22 protein-coding genes are annotated in these 24,917 nt (G+C 37.8%); 14 read left to right on the forward strand and 8 right to left on the reverse strand.

What is annotated here, in order from left to right:
• The first annotated feature begins 1 nt into the window (after nt 1).
• The 6 genes from B4B65_RS06820 (at nt 2) to folE (ending at nt 4,820) form a co-directional block, all read left to right on the forward strand.
• Nucleotides 2-1,411: an ABC transporter permease gene (locus B4B65_RS06820; protein ID WP_293914539.1), complete on the forward strand. Its 1,410-nt coding sequence runs from the start codon at nt 2-4 to the stop codon at nt 1,409-1,411.
• On the forward strand, nt 1,408-2,724 hold the full coding sequence (locus B4B65_RS06825) for a DUF3526 domain-containing protein (RefSeq protein WP_293914541.1): 1,317 nt from the start codon (nt 1,408-1,410) through the stop codon (nt 2,722-2,724). The genes B4B65_RS06820 and B4B65_RS06825 overlap by 4 nt, the downstream gene beginning before the upstream one ends.
• 78 nt (nt 2,725-2,802) lie before the next feature.
• Nucleotides 2,803-3,279 carry a hypothetical protein gene (locus B4B65_RS06830; RefSeq protein ID WP_293914543.1) on the forward strand — a complete coding sequence of 159 codons (477 nt, stop codon included), beginning with the start codon at nt 2,803-2,805 and terminating at the stop codon, nt 3,277-3,279.
• 35 nt (nt 3,280-3,314) lie between these two features.
• Nucleotides 3,315-3,803 carry a hypothetical protein gene (locus B4B65_RS06835; RefSeq protein ID WP_293914545.1) on the forward strand — a complete coding sequence of 163 codons (489 nt, stop codon included), beginning with the start codon at nt 3,315-3,317 and terminating at the stop codon, nt 3,801-3,803.
• A gap of 119 nt (nt 3,804-3,922) precedes the next feature.
• The gene (gene yidD / locus B4B65_RS06840; RefSeq protein ID WP_293914547.1) at nt 3,923-4,156 is read left to right on the forward strand and encodes a membrane protein insertion efficiency factor YidD; all 234 of its coding nucleotides are present in this window, start codon (nt 3,923-3,925) and stop codon (nt 4,154-4,156) included.
• A 4-nt stretch (nt 4,157-4,160) separates the two neighbouring features.
• On the forward strand, nt 4,161-4,820 hold the full coding sequence (gene folE / locus B4B65_RS06845; RefSeq protein ID WP_293914549.1) for a GTP cyclohydrolase I FolE: 660 nt from the start codon (nt 4,161-4,163) through the stop codon (nt 4,818-4,820).
• A gap of 173 nt (nt 4,821-4,993) precedes the next feature.
• On the opposite strand, the gene B4B65_RS06850 is transcribed toward folE, so the two are convergent.
• Nucleotides 4,994-6,736, reverse strand: coding sequence for a DUF262 domain-containing protein (locus B4B65_RS06850; RefSeq protein ID WP_293914551.1), 1,743 nt, complete (start codon nt 6,734-6,736; stop codon nt 4,994-4,996).
• 236 nt (nt 6,737-6,972) lie between these two features.
• On the opposite strand from B4B65_RS06850, the gene B4B65_RS06855 reads away from it, so the two are divergent.
• From B4B65_RS06855 to B4B65_RS06870, 4 genes are all read left to right on the forward strand, one after another.
• Complete coding sequence (locus tag B4B65_RS06855; protein WP_293914553.1) at nt 6,973-8,034, forward strand: efflux RND transporter periplasmic adaptor subunit; 1,062 nt, start codon at nt 6,973-6,975, stop codon at nt 8,032-8,034.
• Nucleotides 8,035-8,055: 21 nt separating this feature from the next.
• Complete coding sequence (locus B4B65_RS06860) at nt 8,056-11,163, forward strand: efflux RND transporter permease subunit (protein ID WP_293914555.1); 3,108 nt, start codon at nt 8,056-8,058, stop codon at nt 11,161-11,163.
• 112 nt (nt 11,164-11,275) lie between these two features.
• The gene (locus B4B65_RS06865; RefSeq protein ID WP_293914557.1) at nt 11,276-12,625 is read left to right on the forward strand and encodes a TolC family protein; all 1,350 of its coding nucleotides are present in this window, start codon (nt 11,276-11,278) and stop codon (nt 12,623-12,625) included.
• 56 nt (nt 12,626-12,681) lie between these two features.
• On the forward strand, nt 12,682-14,100 hold the full coding sequence (locus tag B4B65_RS06870) for an MFS transporter (protein WP_293914559.1): 1,419 nt from the start codon (nt 12,682-12,684) through the stop codon (nt 14,098-14,100).
• A gap of 178 nt (nt 14,101-14,278) precedes the next feature.
• Here B4B65_RS06870 and B4B65_RS06875 read toward each other — a convergent pair whose 3' ends face one another.
• From B4B65_RS06875 to B4B65_RS06895, 5 genes are all read right to left on the reverse strand, one after another.
• A complete protein-coding gene (locus B4B65_RS06875; protein WP_293914561.1) occupies nt 14,279-14,746 on the reverse strand; it encodes a DUF6265 family protein in 468 nt (155 codons plus the stop codon).
• Nucleotides 14,747-14,749: 3 nt separating this feature from the next.
• Nucleotides 14,750-15,967: a DUF6596 domain-containing protein gene (locus tag B4B65_RS06880; protein WP_293914563.1), complete on the reverse strand. Its 1,218-nt coding sequence runs from the start codon at nt 15,965-15,967 to the stop codon at nt 14,750-14,752.
• Nucleotides 15,957-16,313: a YciI family protein gene (locus B4B65_RS06885; RefSeq protein WP_293914564.1), complete on the reverse strand. Its 357-nt coding sequence runs from the start codon at nt 16,311-16,313 to the stop codon at nt 15,957-15,959. The genes B4B65_RS06880 and B4B65_RS06885 overlap by 11 nt, the downstream gene beginning before the upstream one ends.
• Nucleotides 16,314-16,470: 157 nt before the next feature.
• Complete coding sequence (locus tag B4B65_RS06890) at nt 16,471-16,884, reverse strand: DUF5367 domain-containing protein (RefSeq protein ID WP_293914566.1); 414 nt, start codon at nt 16,882-16,884, stop codon at nt 16,471-16,473.
• 252 nt (nt 16,885-17,136) lie between these two features.
• Nucleotides 17,137-18,234: a DUF695 domain-containing protein gene (locus B4B65_RS06895; protein WP_293914568.1), complete on the reverse strand. Its 1,098-nt coding sequence runs from the start codon at nt 18,232-18,234 to the stop codon at nt 17,137-17,139.
• A 368-nt stretch (nt 18,235-18,602) separates the two neighbouring features.
• Here B4B65_RS06895 and B4B65_RS06900 point away from each other — a divergent pair, with 368 nt between their 5' ends.
• Nucleotides 18,603-19,787 carry an MFS transporter gene (locus B4B65_RS06900; protein ID WP_293914570.1) on the forward strand — a complete coding sequence of 395 codons (1,185 nt, stop codon included), beginning with the start codon at nt 18,603-18,605 and terminating at the stop codon, nt 19,785-19,787.
• Nucleotides 19,788-19,873: 86 nt separating this feature from the next.
• Nucleotides 19,874-20,620, forward strand: a complete 747-nt coding sequence (locus tag B4B65_RS06905) for a hypothetical protein (protein ID WP_293914572.1) — start codon at nt 19,874-19,876, stop codon at nt 20,618-20,620.
• 199 nt (nt 20,621-20,819) lie between these two features.
• On the opposite strand, the gene B4B65_RS06910 is transcribed toward B4B65_RS06905, so the two are convergent.
• Nucleotides 20,820-21,857, reverse strand: a complete 1,038-nt coding sequence (locus tag B4B65_RS06910; protein ID WP_293914574.1) for a hypothetical protein — start codon at nt 21,855-21,857, stop codon at nt 20,820-20,822.
• A 233-nt stretch (nt 21,858-22,090) separates the two neighbouring features.
• Nucleotides 22,091-22,498: a hypothetical protein gene (locus B4B65_RS06915; protein ID WP_293914576.1), complete on the reverse strand. Its 408-nt coding sequence runs from the start codon at nt 22,496-22,498 to the stop codon at nt 22,091-22,093.
• A 214-nt stretch (nt 22,499-22,712) separates the two neighbouring features.
• Here B4B65_RS06915 and B4B65_RS06920 point away from each other — a divergent pair, with 214 nt between their 5' ends.
• Together B4B65_RS06920 and B4B65_RS06925 are read left to right on the forward strand one after the other, a co-directional pair.
• On the forward strand, nt 22,713-23,108 hold the full coding sequence (locus B4B65_RS06920) for a BlaI/MecI/CopY family transcriptional regulator (RefSeq protein ID WP_002992866.1): 396 nt from the start codon (nt 22,713-22,715) through the stop codon (nt 23,106-23,108).
• Nucleotides 23,101-24,897, forward strand: a complete 1,797-nt coding sequence (locus B4B65_RS06925) for a M56 family metallopeptidase (protein ID WP_293914579.1) — start codon at nt 23,101-23,103, stop codon at nt 24,895-24,897. The genes B4B65_RS06920 and B4B65_RS06925 overlap by 8 nt, the downstream gene beginning before the upstream one ends.
• The last annotated feature ends 20 nt before the right edge of the window (nt 24,898-24,917 follow it).

Consider the following 24,917-nt stretch of genomic DNA (forward strand, 5'->3'; position numbering starts at 1 on the left):
TATGAAACAGATTATTCTCAACGAATGGAAAATGTTGCTTCGTTTTCGGGTATTAGCTTACTTAACCCTGTTTTTTATTACAGGTATAATCGTAGTAACTTATTTGGGCGTTGTTCAGAACAATAAGCAGCAAGAACAGCAACGGGAAGCAAAAGAGCATATCCGCAAGCAATGGGAAAGTATTAATGCAATGAACACACACAGTGCAGTACACTACGGCTCTTACGCCTTTAAATCTCCTACCGCACTAAGTAATATAGACGAGGGTATCAATACCGTAACGGGCAACGTACTTCGTCTTGAAGGACACGTACAAAACGAAATTGCATATTCGGAGGCATCACAGTCTTTGTCGGTTTCAAAATTCGGAAAGCTAAAACCGGCTTTGCTATTGCAATACGTGATCCCGCTTTTTCTCATTTTCATTGCTTTTACATCCGTAAGCAATGAAAAGGAAAGTGGACGGCTTAAACTATTGGTGTTTCAGGGAACATCACTGCCCCGGCTTATTTTCGCCAAAGCCCTGAGTGTTTGGTTTTACGGGCTTTTGTTGCTTCTTGCAACGGTCGGCACACAGGCAATTATCAATGCAAAGGGTATGAATACAGACGGTATGGCAAGAGCAGCTTTGTTGTTGCTGACTTATACCATTTACTACTATATCATTGCCTTGCTGACCACGTGGCTTTCGGCAAGGCTGAAAACCAATGCTGCTTCCTTGTCGTCTATGCTTACAGTATGGGTATTATGGACGGTATTTCTTCCAAAGATCTGGGGAAATACGGTTGACAAGTTATACCCCTTGCCAAGCCGTCAGGAATTTAAAGCAGCAATGCAGGAAGACCGTTCCAAAGGACTGGACGGACACAACCCCTCTGACCAAAGAGCGGAAGAATTTAAAAACAAAGTGCTTGCTGAATATAAGGTTGATAAAGTGGAAGACCTGCCTATCAATTATGACGGACTGCGGATGCAGACAGATGAAGAGTACGGCAACAATGTTTGGGACAAGCATTTCGGGAATAACTATGCCATACTTCAAAAGCAGAAAAGCGCTTATCAGCTATCAGGTATTTTTAATCCTTTCGCTTCTCTGCAAAGTGCAAGTATGGGCATAAGTGGTAGTGATATGTATCATCATCTGGACTTTTTACAACAGGCAGAAAACTATCGCAGGGATTTAATCAGAACATTGAATGAAAAGCAAGCGTACGGCGGTTCTAAAACAGGTGACTGGGGCTGGAAAGAAAATAATGACTTCTATAAATCGGTAAAGGATTTTGAATACAGTACACCGGTTATCGGAAAGGCAGGTGATCACTACAGAGTTGATGTACTGTTACTGCTATTATGGGCATTACTGACCTCTTTAACCGTAGTATTCACTGCAAAGAAAATAAATCTGGTATGAGAAAATTCATCGCAATAATACAATATGAGTTCAGACATTTTGCCCGAAGTCCGTTCAAGATAGTTTCGCTGATATTATTCATGGGGGCAGCAGTTTATGGACTGCATAACGGTTATGCTTTGTTTGAAAGTCAAAATAAAGAAATTGAGAATATAGAGGTTAAAAACAAGAAAACCATAGCCGAAGTAACAGGTTGGTACGATGCAGGAAAAAAGGGCCCGGACGACCAACCGTGGATAGACGTTACTACGCCAGTGCAGGCGATATGGTATGCTCCGTCATCTGTTATCAAAAAACCTGCACCTCTTATGCCTTTCAGCACAGGACAGGCAGAGCAGTTCGGGTATTACAAGCAGGTAACGAATTGGAGCAGCACTTTTGATGCCGATCTTGCTGAAGAAATAGCCAACCCCGAACGCTTGGCAGTAGGTACAGTGGATTTCAGCTTTGTGGTACTTTACCTGTTGCCTGTTTTAGCCATTATCCTGTTGTTCAATATTGGAGGGTTGGAAAGAGATTTGGGGTTTGACAAACTGATACAGGTCAACAATTCCTCGTCCCGCAAATTGCTGGCGGCAAGGTTTAGTTTTTATTTTCTGTTGATTATCGGCATACTGTTCATTCTGATGCTGATATATGCCTTACGCACTGGTGCGTTATCAGGTATTTTTATATCCCTGTATTTATGGATATCAGGCTATTCGCTGCTATGGTTCCTTATATTTTACTTTATCAACCTGAGGGGGAAAGGAAGTTCCAATCAGGCTATAAAAATGGTGTCTGTGTGGCTGTTGTTCTGCGTAATCATCCCAGGTAGCCTGCATCAGGTAGTATCACTGAAATATCCGGGCAGCTATATGACGGATTACTTGGATGCAAGTCGGGAGGAAACGTATAAAATATACGACCTATCGGCCGTTACCATAAAGCAAAGGTTAGTGACTGCATATCCCGAACTTGCACAAACTGTACATGGAAAAGACACCGTAACCGATGAAAGCATTATTGGCAATTCTTCAAGCGGGCTAACCAATAGATTGATGAAAGAGGCTACCTTAAAGGTAGAAAACGATAACGAAAACAGGAACCGTTTTATACGGAATACAAGTTGGTTCAATCCCGTAAGTTGGTTTCAGAACAGGATAAACTCGTTATGCGGAACAGATTACTATGCTTACCGCCAATTCAGAGGCGATATACAGGCAATCATTGATAAGAAAGTCGAACTGTTATTACAGGACAGTTGGAATAGAGAAACCGTCAATAAAGAGAAATTCCTTGAATATGTAAACGCCTTAAAAAACAACAATTGAAAATGCGACTTGTAAAACTGCCAAACAACGTTTGCAAATAAAATATAAAGCGATAAAAATTTATAAAATCAAATAAAAATGGAGCAAAAAACATTCACTTCGGAAATGGTAGAAGCCACACTACAACTATGGTGCGATAATGTGGTAGCAGTAGGGAAAGTTCATGTTGAAAATGGCAATGTAGAAGAATTTGCCAATCAACTATTAACTGACAATTACGATTACGATAAGGGTAAAGTCTTGTTCAAACCTACATTGGCCTATGGGCAACATACTTTCAGACCGACAAAAGAGGGGGCGCTTGCATATTTTATTGGTGGGAACAGCAACTTTCCCGATGATAAAGGTTTCAAGTTAAAACCTTGGGTAAAAGTTTGGTATAACAAGTTCGACTACATCCTGCATAATGATATTGCAGTCGTTCAATGCAATATTCATTTTATAGGGGCGGACGATAGCCACATTTTTGTTAACAAAAGTTTTGTTTTCAAAATTTGTGAAGATGGTAAAACCCGGATAATCTTGCATCAATCTTCTCTGCCTTATAGTAGATGACAAATTTTAAATAATCAAATGGTAACATTTTATTTATGAGTAATATTTTATTTATGGTTTGTCCGACTGACCATATAGAAATGATTATCTCCAATAGTTTTAAGCGATATTTCTTTTATACATCATTAGGGAACAGCTTTGAATTTGACGATTATACTATCGGACAAATAAAACTCTTAATATCTGCAAATGATATCAGGGAGGTTATTTACATCTGTTGTAGCGACAATAGGATTGTCAAGGATGCCATAAGTAAACAACAATATCGTAATATATCAGGATTGAGAAATTTTTATAACAGGCTTAAAAGCCATAAAACCAAAAGCTTCTTGTTCGAAACGGAAAAAGACCATTTGCAATGGATTCTATCAGAACATTTAAACTTTCAGATTAACACATTGAAAGAGAAACTAAAAGGTGCTGATGATATAAAGATTAAAGGTTTAATATATGACAGAGAGCTGCAAAAAATCAAAAATATTCTTAATCCAATCTTTTCAAGACAATCTTTACATATGAATTAGAAGAAACTCAAAATTGACAAATAGAATCGCTTCTTCATTATTAGGTAAGATGAAAATTAGGCTTATAATAAATCGTGAAATCTATTTGTCAATATTTATAAAATAATAGTATGGAATAGATGACAAGAGATAAAAATGCTAAAAAAACATTCATATTTCCGATAAGACTATATCAAATCTTCATTTCTCCAATGTTAGGGAATAACTGCCGGCACACGCCCACTTGCTCACCATATACTAAAGAAGCTATTTCAGAATGGGGTGTATCAAAAGGAATAGGATTAGGAATAAAAAGAATAATCAGGTGTCATCCTTGGGGTACTCAAGGTTATGACCCTGTGCCTAAAAAATAATGAAATGGAAAATAGCTTATTAGAAAAATACGAAACAGAAGGGGATTTACACGCGATGACTTCTATTGAAACACCTTTGCGTCCTGATGCTTTTGAAAAATCAGATGATGAAAAAATAAAAAATATTCAACATCATTTCCAATGTATTATGGAAGAATTAGGTTTGGACATTAACGACGACAGCCTGTGTGGTACGCCATATCGTGTAGCCAAAATGTATGTAAAAGAATTATTTTACGGGCTTAATCCGACTAAAAAACCCAAGTTGTCTGTCTTCGATAACAAGTATCAATACAACAAAATGCTGGTCGAAAAGGATATTTCTTTTACTTCGACTTGCGAACATCATTTTCTTCCCATTATTGGAAAAGCACACGTGGGATATATTTCAAGTGGCAAAGTAATCGGTCTTTCAAAGATAAACCGTATCGTTGATTATTATGCACATCGCCCGCAAGTGCAGGAACGAATGAATATCCAGATTTTTAAAGAATTACAAAAAGCATTAGATACCAATGATGTAATCGTAGTGGTAGAAGCGGAACATCTTTGCGTGTCCACCCGTGGAGTGAAGGACAAAACCAGCAAAACCAGCACCATTGAATACGGAGGAGTATTTGAAAACGAGCAAATCAGAAACGAATTTTTTAAAATGATTGGATAAAAAAGTTGTATAGCATATTGCTTTTATAAATGCTTGTTCGATAGAGATATAGGACTCAATGACCCTTACCTCAAGCACCGCAAAAAACATCCGTTTAAAGATGCTTTTTTGCGGAGCGTTGATAATTGTAGCTTCAACTATTCTGACCAAAGGATTCTTTTAGTGAGTCAATCTTAAAACTTTAATTCCTTTTCAAGTCTGGATTTCAAAAGATCCCACCTTTTATCAACAAATTCAACAAACTGTTTGAAATCAGTGATCTTTGGCAAAATTTGTTTTTCATAATTGATCTCATTTGTACTTGCCCATTCTTGAAATGTTTTACTGCTTTTGGATTTATTTTCATTCCCATCAAGCATCTGCAGGTTTACAATTCCATTATAACACCAGTTATCTGTATAGTAATGAGCATTTTCCTGTGTCAGATCGATCTGGTGTTTCTTTAGATTTTTAGATAAAAACTGGCTTTGTGGGAAGATATGATCTTTATGGAAGTCATTATTCTTATAGTCTAAATGAGGGTAGAGCAAGGCAAGTATCGGGAAAGCATATCTGTCTTCATATGGGGTGTACAATAAATTTTCAATAGCTTCATCATCCATTGTAATTGACTTTCGTGTCTTAGCCAGCTTTTTGGCAATAGCCTGAGCAGGAAAAATTTGTGTTCCATTATTAACTTCTTCTTTAATAACATCTCTGATCTGTTTTAGAACGGTATCCGCCTGACCACCGAAAATGCGCTTTAATAGTACAGTATGAAACCAACGTTTTATAAGCTCCCGGTCTTCCTTGTAGACGACCTTTGAAATAAATTGTTTGGTACGGTTGCTGATAAACAGATAATGAATAATAGGTAATAAAGCATTTTTTGAAGTTAGTGTTCTTTCTGCATACCCAAAATCTTTTACGAGTTCTATAGCTTCTACAATAGCAGCTCTTATTTCTATCCAATTTTCTTTGAACTCTCTGGCATTTTCTATTGAGAAATTCGTCACTCTGAATTTAATATCATCGCTAAAAATTAAAAGATATGCCCGGATAATAATATCCTTATCAATTAAGATCTCCGTAGAATCCCATACTTCATCTATCAGGTTATTAAATTCATCGCGGGCTGAAACTGTATGAGAGGTCCATCCTGAGATAATGGTGGACATGATTAAATCTGAATATGATAATTTTTCTCCACCACTATTTATCCGGATAAAGATATTTAAAGCTTTGTCATAGTCCTGTTCCAGTTCGAGATAATAATTGATTAAAGTCTTTACATGGATTACATCCAATAGCTTCGTGAGTGTATTGATAATGTATTCATTGGTATCCCATTCTTTTTCCTTTAAAAATTGGTTAAGTTCATAAATGCCGTTAAGAGACAATATCTTCCCTGTTTCAAACCATATTTTATCTGAGTTCTGCAATTCTTCTTTTGTCAAAAATCGAAAATCATATACTGCGCCATCCTCATTGTCATCATCATCGACGGAATGTTCGTTAAGACATAAATACAGTTTTCTTGTAGGAAGAGAATGTTCGTTATCCTTCCATGCAAAATTTTTCTTTTTGTATGCATAAGAGCCTTTCAGGCCAATGTAAAGAGCCGTTAATCTCTGTTGTCCGTCAAGAACAGCCTCAAAGTCAGGAATAGAAGAAGTGTTTACCTCATCACAATGTGTATTATATTTTTCCCGATATGTTTTTAAGATACTGTAATATCTGTGATCAGTTTTGTTTTCGCCTTGTACTTTCCACATAAGCAATGAGCCAATCGGATAGTTCCTCATTAGACTATCAAAGAGCAATTCTATCTGTCTGGGATTCCACACAAATTCTCTTTGAATAGCGGGCAGTAAATACTGATTATAATCAATCTTATCGATTGCTTGTTTTATTGAGATAGGAGGGTAATAACTCATATTATTTTTATTTTCAACAAACCTACAATCCTTGATCCGGCTTTTTTTACGGGAATCCGTAAGCTATTAAAAAGCGTTAACTATCCTCACTTTATCTATCAATTTTTTACTGTAAGTTGTTCTTTCGAAAATAAATTTTACAACAGATAGCTTTAATTGTGTAAAAAAATTAAATGTAAACGCATGTAGATTTGTGACTGAGTCAATTGTTTGTTTCGTAACTTAAAAACAAGATAATGTTTTACAAATACAGTACACACAAATTAGGAATATTAGTTTCCTTGTTAAGCATTCTGATCACAGCATGTGAAAGCAAACCTAAAAAAGAAGAAGCTGCTGCTCCGGCTGCTGCCGGCAAGTTGCCTGTAGACGTAATTGTTGCACAGGAGCAGGAACTCGATCAACAGGAAATCTTTGTTGGTACCCTGATGCCTTATCGCGAGATTGCAGTTGTAAGTGAAATTGCACAAAAGATAACCAAAGTAGCCTTTAAAGACGGCAGCTATATCAGTCAGGGAGCGGTACTTTATACACTCAATGACTCTGATATCAGATCGCAAATCAGAAAGGTAGATGCAGAGCTCAAACTTGCCCGGCTAACCAAAGACCGGATGACAAATCTTCTGAAGACAGAAACTGTAAAACAACAGGAATACGACGAAGCGCTGATGCGACTTAGTTCGCTTGAAGCACAACAGGATTATCTGCAGACTGAGTTGGCAAAAACTGTTATTCGTGCGCCATTTTCAGGTAAAGTGGGTATTACAAAAGTGCATTTGGGTGCATATGTATCACCAGGTACATCTTTGGTCGATTTACAGGATCAAAGCAGTCTGAAGATAAATTTTACACTTCCTGAAAGATATCTGTCATTGATAAAAACAGGAACAGCTATTCAATTCAGTACGGGGTTGTCGGAAGAGCAATACAATGCCAGTATTACTGCTACTGAACCGGGAGTGGATGCAGAAGGTAGAAGCCTACAGGTACAGGCCATTACCAGTAATAATGGGGAGAAATTCCGTGCAGGACAATCCGTCAGGGTATATTTTAGTACTGAACAAAAGGGTACTACCGGTGTCATGATTCCTACTGAGGCATTGATGCCCGGTGAGAAAGGATATAATGCATTTGTGATAAAAGGTGGTGTAGCCAAACCGGTACCCGTGATTATAAGCAACAGAACTGAAGCAGAAGCCATTATTACCTCTGGTATACAATCAGGTGACAGCATTGTGGTCTCCAATATGCTGCGTGTCGGAGATGGTACTCCGGTACAGGCTGTCGTAAAAAAATAACCCATCTCAATTTGCAAAATCATGAGTATAGCATCTTTAAGCATAAAAAAACCGGTTTTAGCCGGTGTATTTTCCCTCCTTATCGTTATTCTTGGTATCGTGGGATGGAAACAGCTCGGTATCCGGGAGTTTCCGCTCACGGAACCACCCGTCATTTCCGTCGTTACGTTTTATCCGGGAGCGAGTCCCGATGTAATCGCTTCCAAACTGACCCGGCCTATGGAAGAATCCATTGCCGAGGCAAACGGAATACGTACCATTTCCTCTGAATCCAGAGAGCAGGTCAGTGTTATTTCTATAGAATTTAATCGTGAAATAGACATCGAAGACGCCTTGAACGATGTAAGAGATAAAGTGTCCAAAGCCCGGAAACAACTTCCGGCAGATGTGGATCCCCCCATTGTACAGAAAGCATCCTCACCCGATAACCTCGTCGCTTTTCTCGAAGTAGAAAGTGATACGAAAGATATAAAGGAAGTTAGCCATATCGCTTCTACCGTTATCAAAGATCGTGTTCAATCCATTCCGGGAATCAATAATGTAGCCATCGTTGGAGAACATAAATACGCTATGCGATTACGATTTGATCCCCTAAAACTAGCTGCCTATAAACTTACTCCGGAAGATATACGGCAGGCACTGCTGCGGGAAAATATTGATGTTCCGTCCGGACGTGTGGAAGGAAATAACAGTGAGTTGAGTATACGTACACTTGGCCGGCTGACTACAGAAACTGAGTTTGAGGACATGATCGTCAAACAGACCAAAAATACAGTGATCCGTCTGAAAGATGTAGGTTCTGCAGAATTAGGAGAAATGAACGAGCGCACCGCTATTATCAATGAAACCGGTAACCTCAATCGTGTAGGTATCGGTGTAGCCATACAGATACAGCGTGGTGCTAACGCTATCCAGGTGGTAGATGAGTTTTACAAACGCCTCGATCAGCTGCGCAAGGATATACCATCTGAATATCGTCTTATTGTGGGGTTTGACTTTACACAATCTGTACGTGATTCTATCAAAGAAGTAGAAGAAACCCTCTTTATTGCCTTTGGTCTCGTAGTTATCATCATCTTTCTGTTCCTCAGGGACTGGCGTTCGACTATTATTCCTGTCATTGCCATTCCGGTATCTATACTGTCTGCATTTTTCATTATGTATATTTCGGGCTTTTCTATAAATGTACTGACTCTTCTGGGGCTTGTGCTTGCTATAGGGCTGGTCGTGGATGATGCCATTGTTGTTCTTGAAAATATTTATAAAAAAATAGAAGAAGGCATGCCTCCCGTACAGGCCGCTTTCAAAGGCTCCAAGGAAATCTATTTCGCTGTAATCTCTACCACCATTACATTGGCAGCCGTATTCTTACCCATTGTCTTCATGGGCGGTATCAGCGGGCAGCTTTTTAAAGAATTTGCCATCGTTGTATCCGGTTCAGTACTGGTATCCGCATTTGTAGCGCTTACACTGACGCCTATGCTGAGTGCTTATTTTCTGAAAAAGAAAGAAGGACCAGGCTGGTTCCATCGGGTAACAGAACCTTTCTTCGTTAGTATGAACAATGGATATGCGCGATTGCTGACTGCTTTTATGCGGGTTCGCTGGATGGCATGGGTTTTTCTTATTGGTACCAGCTTGCTTATTTATTTTGTAGGCAAAAAACTGCCTTCAGAATTGGCTCCCATAGAAGACCGGTCCAACATGAATCTTATTGCTATAGCGCCCGAAGGTGTTTCTTTCGATTATATGAAAAAGCACATGATAGAGGTAGGTAAATATGTCAACGATTCTACAGATGGATTGTACCAGACTTATTCTATGGTGGCCATCTCCTTCATTCCGGCTCCGGCTCCTGTAAATGTGGCTGTACAGAGTATTTACCTTAAAGATCCGAAAGAAAGAAAGGCCAGCATACAGGATTTATATAATCAGTACGGAGCGGCATCCGCCAATTTCAGAGGATTCCTCTTATTTCCGTATCTGCCACCTACTATCGGTTCTCGCTATGGTGGAGGTATGCCCGTACAGTTTGTTTTGCAGGCACAGGATCTGGATACCCTTACTGCTGTACTTCCTAAGTTTCTGAATGCTGTACGTCAGAGTAAAAAACTGATGTTTGCAGATGCCGACCTGAAAATAAACAAACCTGAAATAAAAATAAACATTGACAGGCAAAAAGCAGCCCTGATGGGTGTTTCCATAGAAGAAGTGGCTCGCACTTTGCAATTGTCGCTATCCGGTCTTCGTTATGCATACTTTCTGCGTAATGACAGGCAGTACGAAGTTATCGGACAGATAAAACGCGAATTGCGGAATGATATCACTGATCTCAATTCCATCTATGTGCGCTCCAATACAGGGCAACTCATCCCGCTGAACAACCTCATTACCACCGAGGAAGCCGTAAGCCCGGCAGCTATATACCGTTACGACCAGTTTACCTCTGCTACGGTATCCGCAGCTCCTGCTCCGGGCGTGAGTCTTGCTGAAGGAATTGAAGAAATAGAACGTATTAAAACCGAGGTGTTGGGCGAAAACTTCAAAACGTCATTAGCCGGCCAGTCTCGTGATTATAGAGAAAGTCAGGGTAATATAGCTTTCACACTAATTCTCGCTCTGGTAATTATCTACATGATTCTGGCCGCACAATTTGAGAGTCTGCGTGATCCGCTGACCATTATGCTTACCGTACCGATGGCGGTTACAGGCGCCGTCCTCAGCCTCCATTGGTTCGGTCAAAGCCTTAATGTATTCAGTCAGATCGGGATCATTACGCTTGTAGGACTCATTACTAAAAACGGAATTCTGATTGTGGAATTTGCCAACCACCTCAAAGATACAGGATTGTCCAAATATGATGCAGCCATACAGGCAGCTGAACAGCGGTTCCGCCCTATTCTGATGACTTCACTGGCCATGATATTTGGTGCATTACCGATCGCACTAACGGCTAACAGCCGCCAGTCTCTGGGAATTGTTATCGCAGGTGGACTTGTGTTCTCAGGCATACTGACCTTATTTATTATTCCGGCAGTATATTCTTATTTATCCAGTAGTAAACGCAGAAAAGAAGTAATAGAACTGGATGAAGCTGAAATGGCAATTGTTGATAATAACGACAGATAAAATTGCCGGATTATCACCGCGCAGCTGATCCGTCATTCAGCTGTGCAGGGTGATACACATAAGATTTGACAAAATAATCGGTAGATCCATTATGACAATAAATATTTTCACCATGAAAAAAGCATCACATATACTTATAATGACGCTACTGCTGCTCACCGGCAGCACACCATTACTTGCTCAGAAAAAGGCGCTGTCTCTTCAGGAGGCGCTGACGATGGCAAGGGAGGGAAATAAAATACTACAGGTGCAGATACTGGAAGAGAAGAATGTTACCGAACAAACCCGCGAAAGCAAAGGGCGGATGATGCCCGATATTTCGGCAGGAGTGGCCTATTCTTATTATTTTGATCGTCAGAATATCTTTCTTCCGGGTTCATTTGCCGGAACAAGTAAACCTGTACAGGAGGTTGCTGTGGGAGGTAAAAATACCTTTAACGGATTTGTATCTCTGTACCAGCCTATTCTGGATCCGGTCTCACACAGATTGATCAAAGCATCGGAAATCAATGAAAAGATTCAGTCGGAAAAGACTGAAGATATAATGAGCCGGGTTGCACTTGGAGTTTCGACACGCTACTTGGATATATTAATGATGAAGCGTCAACTTATTCTTTTGGAACAAAGCTATGAACGCAATGTGACAGCACTGAAAGATTCACGTGCATTGCTGGCACAGGGCAGAGGTCTCAAGTCAGATACGCTACGTAGTTTTATTGCCGTAGAAAACCTAAGATCTTCTGTTTCATACCTTAAGAACAATATTGAAGTCTCAGGTATAGAACTTAAAAGACTGATCGGTTTGGAAGAACCAGAGGAGCTGGAGCTGACTGATGAACTGGAATCCAATGTGAAGGCAATCGGAACTGAGTTTCTGACTGTCAGCGAAGCACTAGATATTGCGGAAACTAACCGAAATGATCTGAATGTGCAGCAACTTGCCATAGATCTGCAAGAGCAGAAACTATCAGCTACCAAAGCCGAATTACTACCTAAACTTGCCGTGATCGGACAATATCAGGTACAGGCACAAGCGGATAATCTGAAATTTAATGATTATGTCTGGCCCAGGACTTCTTTCCTGGGATTGCAATTGAGTGTGCCAATTTTTAACGGGGGCCGTAGTAAATCCAGAATCAGTCAGTCCCGAATACTGGCAAAACAAGAACAGGTACGGCTCAATGACTTGAAGGACGAGGTGAAAACTACCCTTGCAAGCATTATCAGTAAATGGAAAGAGGCCTCTTCTCAGTTAGAAATCCAGGTAACAACGGTACAGTCAGCCGAATTAAACCATCAGATGACGGAAGACCGTTTTAAAAATGGATTAGGATCCCGCCTGGAACTGACAGACGCTGAGCTTGCACTCACGCAGGCTAAAATTAATTATCTGCAGGCCGTCTATAATCTGCGGATACTGTATACGGAGTTACAACATGCGTTGGGATTGCTGAGTCTATAAGGGTGATAAAACTTATAGTGAATAAAAAATGAATTGAAAGGTTAACTAAAAATAATATGAAAAATACGTATTCAACAGAACAACCAACACCTTACAGCAAAAGATGGGCTGCACTTTTCCTGTTATGTACCGCTCAGTTTTTAGTAATAATGGATACCTCTATTATTGGGGTAGCACTGCCTGCTATACAAGATGATCTAGGGTATACACAAACCGGATTGCAATGGATTTTTAATGCATATGTTATTCTGTTTGGTGGCTTTTTACTATTAGGCGGACGATTATCAGACTTGTTTGGAGCACGCAAAATATTTATGTGGGGTTTTGTCATCCTGACTTTAGCTTCTTTACTGGCAGGAGTGGCCTGGTCAGAAGCCACACTCAATATAGGCAGAGCTTTACAGGGAGTTGGTTCTGCGTTCATTGCTCCGGCAGCACTTACATTGGTTTTATCTAAATTTACAGACCCGAAAGAGCTTAATAAAGCACTTGGATTCTGGGGGGCATCTGCAGCGGCTGGAGGTTCTGCCGGAGTTTTTCTGGGAGGAGCAATTACCGAATGGCTTTCCTGGCACTGGATATTCCTTATCAATATTCCGGTAGGAATCATTGTTTTATTACGTAGCAAAAGCCTGTTATTTACCGGGCAAACGCGAAAAGGGAAAGTGGATGTGGCCGGAGCTATTCTCGCAACAGCCTCTCTGATTCTTATGGTCTATGCTATCGTCTCTTCTGAGAGTGAGGGATGGGGTTCGGTTCATACTATCGGCCTTTTAATATTGTCAATAGCATTATTATTTGCTTTTTATATCCTTCAAAAACAGAAAAACGATCCTTTGATGCCCTTATCAATTTTCAAAGTGCCAAATCTTTCGGCAGGAAATATTGTGATGGCTTTATTGGCTGCTTCATGGATACCACTTTGGTTTTTTCTCAATCTTTACTTACAGCAAATATTACATTATTCTGCTTTCAAGAGCGGACTTGCCCTGTTGCCAATGACGCTGGCCATTATGTTTCTGATGGTTGGCGTTACCGGAAAACTGGTGGCAAAATTTGGATTTAAATCCAATATGATTTTAGGTCTGCTAATACTTGCTGCATCGCTAATTCTGTTTAGTTTAGTGCCGGAGGACGGAACATTTGTTGCCAATGTGTTGCCCGCTTCTCTATTGGGAGCTGTAGGTATGTCACTTACCTATATTCCCGGAACAGTGGCTTCTATGTCGGGTGCAAAACCGGAAGAAACCGGTCTGGCATCGGGATTGGTTAATACAAGTTATCAGGTTGGCTCAGCTTTGGGGTTAGCTATTATCGTGGCTATTTCGGCAGCCAAGACAACAACTTTAAAAATAGCAGGTGAAACAGATGTCGTTGCACTGAATGTCGGTTTCCAAACGGCTTTCTTCTCAGCTGGAGCTGTGTGTATTCTCGCGGCCATTATCGCAACATTGTCCATAAGGACAATGAAGTAGGTATATGCCGCTACTGTATATATATTAGTTTTTTTATTGTTAATTATCAGCTTTAAACCCCACTTTGTTAGGTGGGGTTTTATTTTGAAATCTAGGCAAAATATGATAGATTTTTATTAAATAAACGATATAGAGTTACCAAACGAATAAAAGGCCAGGATAACAAATTGGAAGCTTTTTAAAGTTTTTCAAATTCAAATGACAGCATAGTGCTGTCTCCTGATACTAATGCATGGAGGTTTTCTCCGTTTTTCCAGTATTTTATCTGTTTCGGAAAACTCAGGGAATCGTTTTTGCATGTAAATGAATCCGTACTGATATCTGATACTCTAAACTTCGTAAACTCTTTTTCTTCAGGAGCTTTTACCAATAAATTCCAATTCCCGTTTGTTTTTATAAGTTGCATTTGTTCCTGACTGATGGTGTCTTTATCTCGTAATGTAAATCCAATACCGTGATATGCAGAGTCATCTAATTTTTCCCAGCTTTCTAATGTTGTTTTACCCTTTTCTTCATTTGTTCGCTGCCAGTTTCCTGAAATCCAGTCAAAGTTAACTGCCTTTGCAGGACTATTTTGTTTACTGACGCACATCGTAAAAACAAAGGCCGAAAGTATAATAGCTAAATATTTCAATGAAATTTTCATTTTTTATAACGTAATGAGTTCGTTTTCTAAAAGGTATTCTTTTCTGATTTTTTGGTTGATTTTATGCAAAAGGGAAGTTAACAGATCATTAGCCTCCTCAGGTTCTGTTTCCTTCAGTAGTTTAGCTTTTACCAAAGAAAAATAGATATGTTCGTCCGGTAATTGCTTTTTAATTTCAGAAAGAAGAATAAGAGCTTCCTTCGTTTTTCCGCTGCGACTTAAACAAAAGCAATAATTTAGTTTTACAATAGGTGATTGCGATACCTGAAGTATTGTTTCGTACAATTTGGCAATATCTGTCCAGTCATTTGAGGTTAAGGGATATGTTGACATATACTTGCTGATAATGACAGCCTCAAGATAAATCCGGTGGATAGCGTTTGGTTTTCTGAGATAATGGAAACCAGAGTCTATTAATTGCTTATTCCATTTGTTACGGTTCTGGTTAAAAAAAGAAATAAACTTTTGATTATCTATCCGTGCAGGTATGCGAGCAATATGAAAACAAAATAAAGCTAATAAATTGCTGGTTGAATCATACTGATACTGATTCAGTAACAATTTAGTCAGCGAAAATGCTTCTATACATAAGTCTTCATTCACTATATTGGCCGTTTTTTCATTAAAAGAATCAAATCCAATATTGAAGACTCCATAAAGAATTTCTTCTATAACCGGAATAGTCTGTTGCTGTGCTGTAACAGAGTTTACGTCAATTGTCCGGCTATAGAATTCCAGTTGAAGGATTTTTTTTGTCCGGTTTATACTTTTATAAATGGCTTCCTGATTGATCAATGTACTGTCGCTTATTTCAACTATGCTCAAACCAAAAATATTTTTAAGTATAAAAAGTATTTTGGTCTGGTTTGACACACTTTTCAATGACGCAATAAAGATTATCGTTTGGAGGCGCAGATCTTTTTCATTTCCGGTTGCTGTGTCTTCTTCACTATTTCCCGCAGAAGGAATATTGTTCGCTTTCTGTTGGTTCCTAATCTGATTCAGGACATCATTTCGGGCTACAATAAAAAACCAGTTCTCTTTATTATTAGGAATTTTGTTTTGCTCCCATATCTTCATAGATTTCAAAAATGAATTCTGAATCGCATCCTCAATTTCAATGACGTAATCAGTGCCAAATTGATATAACAATCCAGAGAACAGTTTTCCATATAATGCTCTGTAATTCGTTTCTTCTTCGGGGGGTAAATTATTCCTCATAATCTTCCATTTCCATGACAGGTCGTATTTCAGTAGTTCCGCCATACAGATGTGTAGGACACTCTTTGGCTAAGTCTACAACCGTTTGTAAATCGGCTGCCTGCAAAAGATAGTATCCTCCAATAATCTCTTTGGACTCCAGATAAGGCCCGTCTTTTATTACACAATCTTTTCCGGTAATCAGAATACCTTTTTCATGTAATCCGTCACCGGAAATTAAATGTCCTGCTTCAGCCAGTTTATTTGCCCAATTCATATGAGAATTAGCTAATTCCTGCATTTCTGTTGACGATAACTCACTGATTTTTTGAACATCTTCGTGAAGTAGTAATAAGAATTTTTTCATGATCAATTGTTTAGAATTTCATTAAAGACATTTTACCATTTCCGTTTTGGACATTTTTTGAAATATTTTTTTAGTATAATTCCGGAAAGCCTTTTGTGGCTAAAAAATAAGATGTTTTATTCATAATCGATATATTCAGGATGTCCGGAATCACCAATTAACGATGTGATTGGGAGGGTTGTTTCAATCCTCTGATTAATGAAGTGATTAGAACAATAGTATATGCCCACATCAGCCAGGAGCCAAATGTCGCCGCTCTGCTGGCCGGCATATTTGGAAATATACAATCAAAAAATTGAATTACAAAAGTGTCTATAAGCATTCCGGGCAATACTAAAAGTATTCCTGCAACTATGTTTTCAAATCCTGTTAATCGGAATCTTTTACAGGTAAGTACAGTGATCAATCCCAATACTGGTACTACTATAATATATAAAATGGTAAGTATTGTAGTGGATTCGGTAATAAAAAAGAATTGTCCGGCTACTCTGAAGGCAATAGTTGCAAGTAGCCAGATTAGAAATCCTATTCCGAGTACAGTGATGAAAGAGCGTTTTTGCAGAGATGTCATATTTTTTAATTTTTAGGATTGCTGTCATACACTAAAATGAAGCTTGAGTCAGACAGAATGAAAAGAGTTAAACCTGATTAATTCTCTCCTTAGAAAGGAGAGGTGCCCGCAGGGCAGAGAGGTTTACACCATTTAGTAAAGTCAGCTTAGCGCAAAGCATAAAAGCAAACATCCGCTTGCGACCTAAAAAAGTTTGCCTGTACTCTATTGTTTATTAATTATCTCCAATTCCTGATGAGTTGCAGCCTTATTCTATCTGTTTGGTATAAACCGTTCAAAGGATTGCCAATATTTGTCTTTATAGATGTTATATTTTACATCTAACTTATTTGAGTATTTTTTTGACTGTTCGTACAATACTTTGGAAGGTTTTCTGAAGTCATGACAGGCAAAGTAAATTTCTCTTGAATTGTCAGCCGTTTGCCTGCCGATATTCAGGTAACCGTCACTATCTTTTAGTTCTGATATTACCTGATCTTCAAATTGGTTGAGCAGTTCATAAGTGTTTTTATCTGGCATGCCGTTATTGTTACTCCCTTTGTAATTGATTTCAATTGTCAAAATCCATGGATGTGATGCTTTACTGTTCCACTGCAGTAAGGTCGAATTGACAATTGCTATCAAAGGTAATCCGTTATTAAGTTCAGCTTCCAGACTGGCATAACTGTCGTTTTCGGTATTGTAGCGAATTCCGCTATACTTTTCAACAAATTCTTTTTCTCTCCAAATCAGGTAGTCTTTCAGTTTGGTAATAGGAATAAGTTCTTTTTCTGCCCGTTCTTTAGAAATTACTATGGCATTGTCTATTGTAGTGACTGCATTTAATTCTCCGAGATAGTTATCAAGGAAAATAAATGTTCCATTTATAAGGATTGATTTGTCTCCTTCATTGTAATTGTTGTGAATGATTACAATGTCAACCTCATCAGGATAACTTGTATGGTCAATAGCGTAAAACGAAAGGTTTTCACTGTTAAATTCATAGCCACCCATTTTTATACCCAGGTTTTCGATGTCAACAGCCGGTTTTAGTGCGGTAAATTTCCAATGAGGTATTGTTGGTGCTGCATTTACAAGTTCTTCAACAAATACAATGTTTTGTATTATTCCGTCCGGGGTAAACACCAACTCTGCTGTATTATCGTTGAGCATCCCCGCTAAAAAGTAAAAACCATCTTTGACTTCACCTAGCTTTTGTGATAATTTGTCGAAAAAATCCTTTTCGGGATTTTTGCCGCTTTTGATAATGTTATGAAATGTCTGTTCGTTCGCTTGAAACCAGGTCCAAAACTCTTGATAGGTTTTAACGGTTTCTTTTTTGTTGCCGAATATGTTTTTTAGAAAACTCATTTGTGTTTGTTATTGCTGTGTATTTACTGTTCGCTTCGTCTTTAGGCCATCGTGATTATAAATACAATGAATTTACTCAAAATATTCAAATATACAGTTAAGTCGTTGTCTTTTTTATTTACGTCAATTACTTGGTTTTTGTTATTTTAAGATATATATGGTATTGTCTCATTCAATAAAATGGAGTGATGAATAATGCTGGTCAGTTCCTTTACTGGTATCTCGCGTATCGTGTTTAATTCTAAACGCGGACCTGTTTTCTTCTTCTGTTATTATCAGCTGTAAACTGTATAATATAAACAGGAAATAACGTAACATTCTGATAAATATAACTTTGCAACTTTGCGCTCTAAAAGAAACAAAAAACCATGAATGTAAATGTTAAATGGCGCAATGTGTATATTTTGTTTATATCACAGGCTCTATATCAGACGGTTTCGATACTGGTAATCACATTGTCAGGTATTATTGGTATGCAAATGGCTCCGGATAAAAATCTGGCAACATTGCCTGTTGCCATGACTACGATTGGTGCTGCGGTCATGATGATACCCGCTTCTCTGATTATGAAGAAAATTGGTCAGCGGAAAGCATTTATGATCGGTACAATACTTGGCGCTTTATCGGGAGTAATATCCTGGTATGGAATTATTCAGCAGTCCTTTTGGATATTCTCTGCGGGTAATATGTTGTTGGGAACTTATCAGGGATTTACACAATACTACCGTTTTGCAGCAGCAGATTCTGTTCCGGAACATGCGAAAAGTAAGGCTATTTCATGGGTAATAGGTGGAGGTATTGTTGCCGCTTTTGCCGGACCTAATCTGGCAAGATTTACGCAGGATATCGGTACGATACCTTATGCGTATTCTTACCTCTCTACTATCCTGCTGAGTATAGCAGCTTTGGGAGTAGTATCTCTTTTAAAAACCAGAAAGACAGCTGTTGTACAAAACAATAAGCCGTCAAAAACGGGACGCCCGTTAACTGAAATCATTAAAAATAAAAATACTCTACTGGCTTTATTTTCTTCTGCCACTGCTTTTGCCGTAATGGGCATGTCTATGACAGCGACTCCAATAGCTATGCATGGTTTTGGACATTCGTCTGCTGATACGGCAACTGTTATTCAATGGCATGTATTAGGTATGTTTTTGCCTTCTTTTTTTACAGGTACGCTAATTCAGAAATTTGGTGCATACCGTGTTATTATGGCAGGAATATTTATTCTGTTAATATACCTGATTGTTGCTCTTTCAGGAACACACTTTAACAATTTTATTGTTGGATTGTTTATTGTTGGCTTAGGTTGGAATTTTCTGTTTATTGGCGGTTCATCTGTTCTTACAAAAGTGTACAGACCTGAAGAAAAAGAAAAAACTCAGGCTTTCCATGATTTTACTGTCTTTACGGTAATAAGCATTACAAGTTTTTTTGCAGGGAGTCTGTTCAATCATTGGGGCTGGATGGGGTTAAATCTGGTACTACTTCCACTGCTCATCATTACTTTGGGAGTTGTTATTCGAGTTGTCAGAGGGAATGGTAATCCCTAAATATTATAACTCTATTCGGTAATATCGTAACAGTAAAAGTTCCTAATTACGGACATTTGTATGATAAGAAATGTAAATTATTAAATATGAATACACATCCGCATAAAGATCCGGCGAAAGTAAAGATGACTTTCGAACCTGAAATAATCGAGGCCAACAAACCCGCATTTTTTGTTATATCAATTACCGAAGATGGTAAGAATGTTCCTCTGGAAGTCGTTCATACGATGAAAATGCATCTTTTGGTTGTTAATGAAGAATTAACATGGTTTGATCATATTCACCCTGAAAAACAGGCCGATGGAACTTATTATATTGCAGAGACTTTTCCATCGGCAGGGAAGTATATTTTTTTTATTGATTACAAACCTGTCGGTCTTCCTGCAAGCGTGAGTATGAAACTTGTTGGTGTTCAAGGCAGGCGCCTTCATCAGGTTCTGGAGCAGGAACCAAAGTTGGTGTCAATAGTTGAAGGTTATACCATAACATTATTAAATGGGGAGAAGTTAAAAACGAATACGGCAATGAGTCTGCAATTTTCTATAGAAAAAGAAGGCAGAATGCTTACTGAAAAAGATATGGAGCCTTATCTTGGGGCAAATGCTCATATCGTAATGATTAGTCAGAAAGATAAGGACTTCCTTCATATCCATCCCATGTCCGACGATCGCTTCCCTATATATGCAAAAACCTATATTAAAAAATCAGGTTTGTATAGAATGTGGGTACAGTTCAAAATAGAAGGGAAGGTGCATACTGCTGATTTTACTGTATTGTCTTCAGAGGGTGATGAAGATGTGGATAGCAACAATAGTCATGTGGCTCATCATTGATGTATTCCATTTTTGATATAAAAATCTAACAATTTTCTATTTTAATAAATCAAATCCGGTATAATTCATGCCTGACATTGTGCCGGAAATAGACCGGGCTGAATTTATATTCAGCCCGCCTGTTTTTATTACCCGGGATAATATATTTAAGCATACTGTTAAGAGGTTTAAAGTAATAAGTGTAATTGTACTTCTCATTTTAATGTTTATAATGTTCTAAATACGCTTCTCTGTAATTATAGGGTTTTGCATTCGGATCCGGTACAAAATTTATCGATCGGCCTCCATATCCGCCTCCATCTCCACTGTATTTTTGATTTTCAAAAGACGCAGGAAATTCAAAAGAGTTGATGAGATCAGGATTCATTCTGATCTTTAATTCATCGCATTCCTCTTTGGTTATTTTTTTAAAGTTGTCGACAATAAACGAACAGTACATATCATATACTATACCAGCATATTCCATAGGTGACATTGTCTCAGTGAATCCATTGTAACTACAGGAGATACTAATTTCTTTTAGTTTGTTTCCTCTCAGAGAGGGGCGAAACTTTATACTTTCCGTATCATAGACAGAGCCGTAGAAAAATTTGTGACTTTTCTTTATCGGACCAGGAAACAAGGTAATATTAAGGCTGTTTTTCTGTAATAACTTTTTTGGAGCAAGGATATTAGTCTCTATAAACTCCCATACATACTCACTTATTCTATAATCAACTCTCGGTCTTTTAAACATAATTTCGGATTTGTCAATACCATCATTCTCATCTGTATGACTCCAAAACCTTTTAACAGATATTGTCCTTTCCACTTCTTCCTTAATACCGGGACTATCCGCAAGTTCTCTGATATACGTAGAAAAATGTTTTAATAGTAATCTGAAATCATCTTCGTTGTTGCTGAACAGAACACAGGTTTCGCTGTCACTATCGCTTCCTGTTTCCCCAGTAAACTGAACTTTGTTCGTGATTAGTTTTTTAAGAATAAAATCTGACCAACCATAACCATCCGCAATATATTTTAACTGTTGCAGCTTTTTATTGATATTCTCGAAGACTTTTTCCGAGGTTGAAAATTCTAAAGAATAATTTAACACTTCTTCTCCCTTCTGCAAAACAATTGAAATGTTAATTTCAAAAGGCTGATAATCTGAACATTCCCAGATGTTATCCTGTATTTTATTTTTGATGTCTTTAGGGATTTTTATTTTTTCGAGATGCAGATTGGATAAATTCATATTTAAAATTAGTTTTTATGCGTGCAGCTTATATTGGTGTTACTACTCTGAAATTCAACTCTCTAATATCAGAAATTAATAGCAGAGCTACAAGACGCAGAACTGTTAAAAAGATTAATAAGAAATCCTGTAACAGATGGGTTTGTTCTACAATATTATCCCCCGTTTATAGTAAAAAAGCCAGCCCCAAGAATGGAACTGGCTCTTTAAAATATATTAAAAATAGAAAATGGCTAGAAAATATATTCAATTGATCCTTTTAAACTATCTGCTGCAGATTTGAAGGATTCTGTTTTTACAACCTTTTCATTTACTTTGATTTCTAAAGTGATTTCTCCGTTTCCGGCAGAAGCGAAAGCTAATTTTGCCTTCTCGCCTGGTTTAGAAATTAATCTTGGAACAGATTTATGGAAAGGAACTTGTCCATTTGTTTTTACAGAGTCTTTTCCTGTACTATCTGTAAAAGTCAACTTACCTGTCTTGATATCCTTGGATTTGGAAGTGATGCTATAAGCAATTTTCACATTTTTGGGATAGGTGGATACATTGTTGTCGTCTTTATCACAAGAATACAATAAAGAAATACTTAATAATACTGTAAGAGCTGCTAAAATACCTGATTTGAAATTCATCTTTTTCATTTCTTTTTTGTTAGAAGTTTAAAATTAATTAGATGACTGCCGGCAAATCATTTTTCAATAATCTAAACGCAAACAACTTGATTTTTGCTACAAAAAAAATTTGGTAAGATAATAATGTATTATGTTTTAAAATTAATTATCTCATAATCAGTTATTTGTGATTTTATTCTCTCCTTGCTATTGCGTAATTAAAAATATGCTCTACATTTGTAGAATGAATTCTAACAACATAGAAACGAGTTTATCCAAAAAGGAAGAAGAGTTGATGGATTATATCTGGCAATCGGGAAAACCATTTCTGAAAGATATCATCGAATGTTATCCTGACCCTAAGCCAGCTACGACAACGATTGCAACGTTGCTGAAGCGTTTGCAGGATAAGGGAGTAATTGATTATGAGACGTTTGGCAATTCGAGGAGATATTTTCCGTTAATTAAAAAGGATGCATATTTTTCAAATCAGATGAGCGGAATGATTAAGCAGTTTTTCAATGATTCAGCACTTCAGTTTGCCTCTTTTTTTACGACTTCATCCAACCTTAGTGATAAAGAGCTGGAAAGTTTAAGAAAAATAGTAGACCAAGAACTTAAAAAAAGAAAAGATGATTGATTTTGTTCTGAAATTCCTTGCGACCTCCACAATATTTATTGTGTTATATTTTGTGTTGCTACAGTATGTGAAGTCTTTTAAAATCAACAGATTGTACCTGCTATCTTCTCTGATTTTGGCATTAATGATTCCTTTCTTTGTATTTGAAGTAGAGGAACCCGCGATGGCAATTCCATTGATAGAAGAGATACCAGCAGTACAGTATGAGGCACCGATAGAGCCGCAGGAAGATTTCGTTGAATCTACCCAGTATGTTAATGTAGAGGCAGTTCCTCCTCCGGTAGACAATTCAAGACCACTTATCTATGATGTTATTATAGGTGTAATGGCTCTTTATTTTATCGGTGCTGTGGTCATGGCTATTCGTTTCAATAGAAATCTGAGGAGATTATATCGTAAGATTGTCAATGCAGAACAAATAAGAGAAGACGAGGTAACGATTGTTTTGCTGGATGAACCAATATCTCCTTTCAGTTTTTTCAGATTTCTTTTTGTAAACAGAGATGAATACCGCAGTGGTCTGGAAAAGGATATTCTTCGTCATGAAATGGCCCATATCAGACAGAATCATACCTGGGATGTCATATTTATAGAAACATTACTCGTTTTCTTCTGGTTCAATCCGGCCTTGTATTTTTACAGAAAAGCTATCCAGACAAATCATGAATTTTTAGCAGATGAGGCTGTAGTATCCACAGGAAACCATTTTAATTATTTGTCCTTACTAATTAATACCGTTTCTCAAAAACATATAACCACATTGGTGAGTCCGTTTAACCATTCATTAATTAAAAAGAGATTACTTATGATTACCCGTAAACCCTCACAGTTGAGATCCCATGCATTTCAATTGTTCAGCGTACTGATATTACTGGCAACAATTGCAATATTCAGCGAACGCACATATGCAAAAGCAGAAAACTCTTCTATTGCAGATAATACTTTTTCAGATACAAATCCAATTTCAGGAGTATCCCATGAAGTATGTACAGATACTATCATTCAGAATGCTTTGCAAAGAGATACTATTGTGGATTCTCTGCAGGCTCTGGATCCACTGGCTATAAAACCTGCAGCATCGTTAAATGTACAGAATCCTGTAAATCTTAATCTGAACTTTGACTCATTGGGTCTTTCAAAAGATCTGGCTTTTTTATCTTCTCCGGAATTTATAAACGGTATTGTTGATGTTGAAGGTTTAAGTAAAATGATCAGCGAGACTGTAGGATCAAAAGAGTTTACTGCTAATCTGCAGAAGTTAACAGATAAAGCCATAAAGGACTCTGATTATTACGATTCTCCTGAATTCAAAACACATATTAAGAAAATAGAAAAGGATGCAGCTAAAATAGAGGCTTATTATAATTCCCGTAAGTTTAAATCAAATATTAAGAAAATAGAGAAAGATGCTGCCAAAATGGAAGCAAAATATAATTCCCCTGAATTTAAAGCACATATAAAGAAAATAGAGGATGATGCAGCTAAAATAGAGGCTTATTATAACTCCCCTGAATTCAAAGCAAAGATTGCAAAAATAGAGCGTGAAGCGGAGGAAAGTGCCCGTAAGGCTGAAGATGCAAGGATCAATTCTCCTGAGTTCAAAGCAAAGATTGCAAAAATAGAACGCGAGGCTGAAGAACGTGCCCGCAAAGCAGAAGAGGCGAGAATTAATTCACCTGAGTTCAAAGCAAAGATGGAGAAGATCGAACGTAAAGCGGAGGAACAAGGTAGAAAAGAGGCAGAAAAAGCAAGAAAAGCTGCAGAAGCCAGAGCATTAAAAACCAACTAGATCATCAGATTATTATAGTT

Source organism: Sphingobacterium sp. UBA5789, from assembly GCF_002418355.1.
Lineage (GTDB): Bacteria > Bacteroidota > Bacteroidia > Sphingobacteriales > Sphingobacteriaceae > Sphingobacterium.

Bases quoted from the DNA above. Each gene is read 5' to 3' on its own strand.
- B4B65_RS06830 (WP_293914543.1), top strand. From the start codon at position 2,803: ATGGAGCAAAAAACATTCACTTCGGAAATGGTAGAAGCCACACTACAA.
- B4B65_RS06880 (WP_293914563.1), bottom strand. From the start codon at position 15,967: ATGAGGAATAATTTACCCCCCGAAGAAGAAACGAATTACAGAGCATTA.
- B4B65_RS06825 (WP_293914541.1), top strand. From the start codon at position 1,408: ATGAGAAAATTCATCGCAATAATACAATATGAGTTCAGACATTTTGCC.
- B4B65_RS06850 (WP_293914551.1), bottom strand. From the start codon at position 6,736: ATGAGTTATTACCCTCCTATCTCAATAAAACAAGCAATCGATAAGATT.
- yidD (WP_293914547.1), top strand. From the start codon at position 3,923: ATGACAAGAGATAAAAATGCTAAAAAAACATTCATATTTCCGATAAGA.
- B4B65_RS06820 (WP_293914539.1), top strand. From the start codon at position 2: ATGAAACAGATTATTCTCAACGAATGGAAAATGTTGCTTCGTTTTCGG.
- B4B65_RS06920 (WP_002992866.1), top strand. From the start codon at position 22,713: ATGAATTCTAACAACATAGAAACGAGTTTATCCAAAAAGGAAGAAGAG.
- B4B65_RS06860 (WP_293914555.1), top strand. From the start codon at position 8,056: ATGAGTATAGCATCTTTAAGCATAAAAAAACCGGTTTTAGCCGGTGTA.
- B4B65_RS06865 (WP_293914557.1), top strand. From the start codon at position 11,276: ATGAAAAAAGCATCACATATACTTATAATGACGCTACTGCTGCTCACC.
- B4B65_RS06875 (WP_293914561.1), bottom strand. From the start codon at position 14,746: ATGAAAATTTCATTGAAATATTTAGCTATTATACTTTCGGCCTTTGTT.
- B4B65_RS06900 (WP_293914570.1), top strand. From the start codon at position 18,603: ATGAATGTAAATGTTAAATGGCGCAATGTGTATATTTTGTTTATATCA.
- B4B65_RS06855 (WP_293914553.1), top strand. From the start codon at position 6,973: ATGTTTTACAAATACAGTACACACAAATTAGGAATATTAGTTTCCTTG.
- B4B65_RS06895 (WP_293914568.1), bottom strand. From the start codon at position 18,234: ATGAGTTTTCTAAAAAACATATTCGGCAACAAAAAAGAAACCGTTAAA.
- B4B65_RS06910 (WP_293914574.1), bottom strand. From the start codon at position 21,857: ATGAATTTATCCAATCTGCATCTCGAAAAAATAAAAATCCCTAAAGAC.
- B4B65_RS06915 (WP_293914576.1), bottom strand. From the start codon at position 22,498: ATGAAAAAGATGAATTTCAAATCAGGTATTTTAGCAGCTCTTACAGTA.
- B4B65_RS06890 (WP_293914566.1), bottom strand. From the start codon at position 16,884: ATGACATCTCTGCAAAAACGCTCTTTCATCACTGTACTCGGAATAGGA.
- B4B65_RS06885 (WP_293914564.1), bottom strand. From the start codon at position 16,313: ATGAAAAAATTCTTATTACTACTTCACGAAGATGTTCAAAAAATCAGT.
- folE (WP_293914549.1), top strand. From the start codon at position 4,161: ATGGAAAATAGCTTATTAGAAAAATACGAAACAGAAGGGGATTTACAC.
- B4B65_RS06835 (WP_293914545.1), top strand. From the start codon at position 3,315: ATGAGTAATATTTTATTTATGGTTTGTCCGACTGACCATATAGAAATG.
- B4B65_RS06925 (WP_293914579.1), top strand. From the start codon at position 23,101: ATGATTGATTTTGTTCTGAAATTCCTTGCGACCTCCACAATATTTATT.
- B4B65_RS06870 (WP_293914559.1), top strand. From the start codon at position 12,682: ATGAAAAATACGTATTCAACAGAACAACCAACACCTTACAGCAAAAGA.
- B4B65_RS06905 (WP_293914572.1), top strand. From the start codon at position 19,874: ATGAATACACATCCGCATAAAGATCCGGCGAAAGTAAAGATGACTTTC.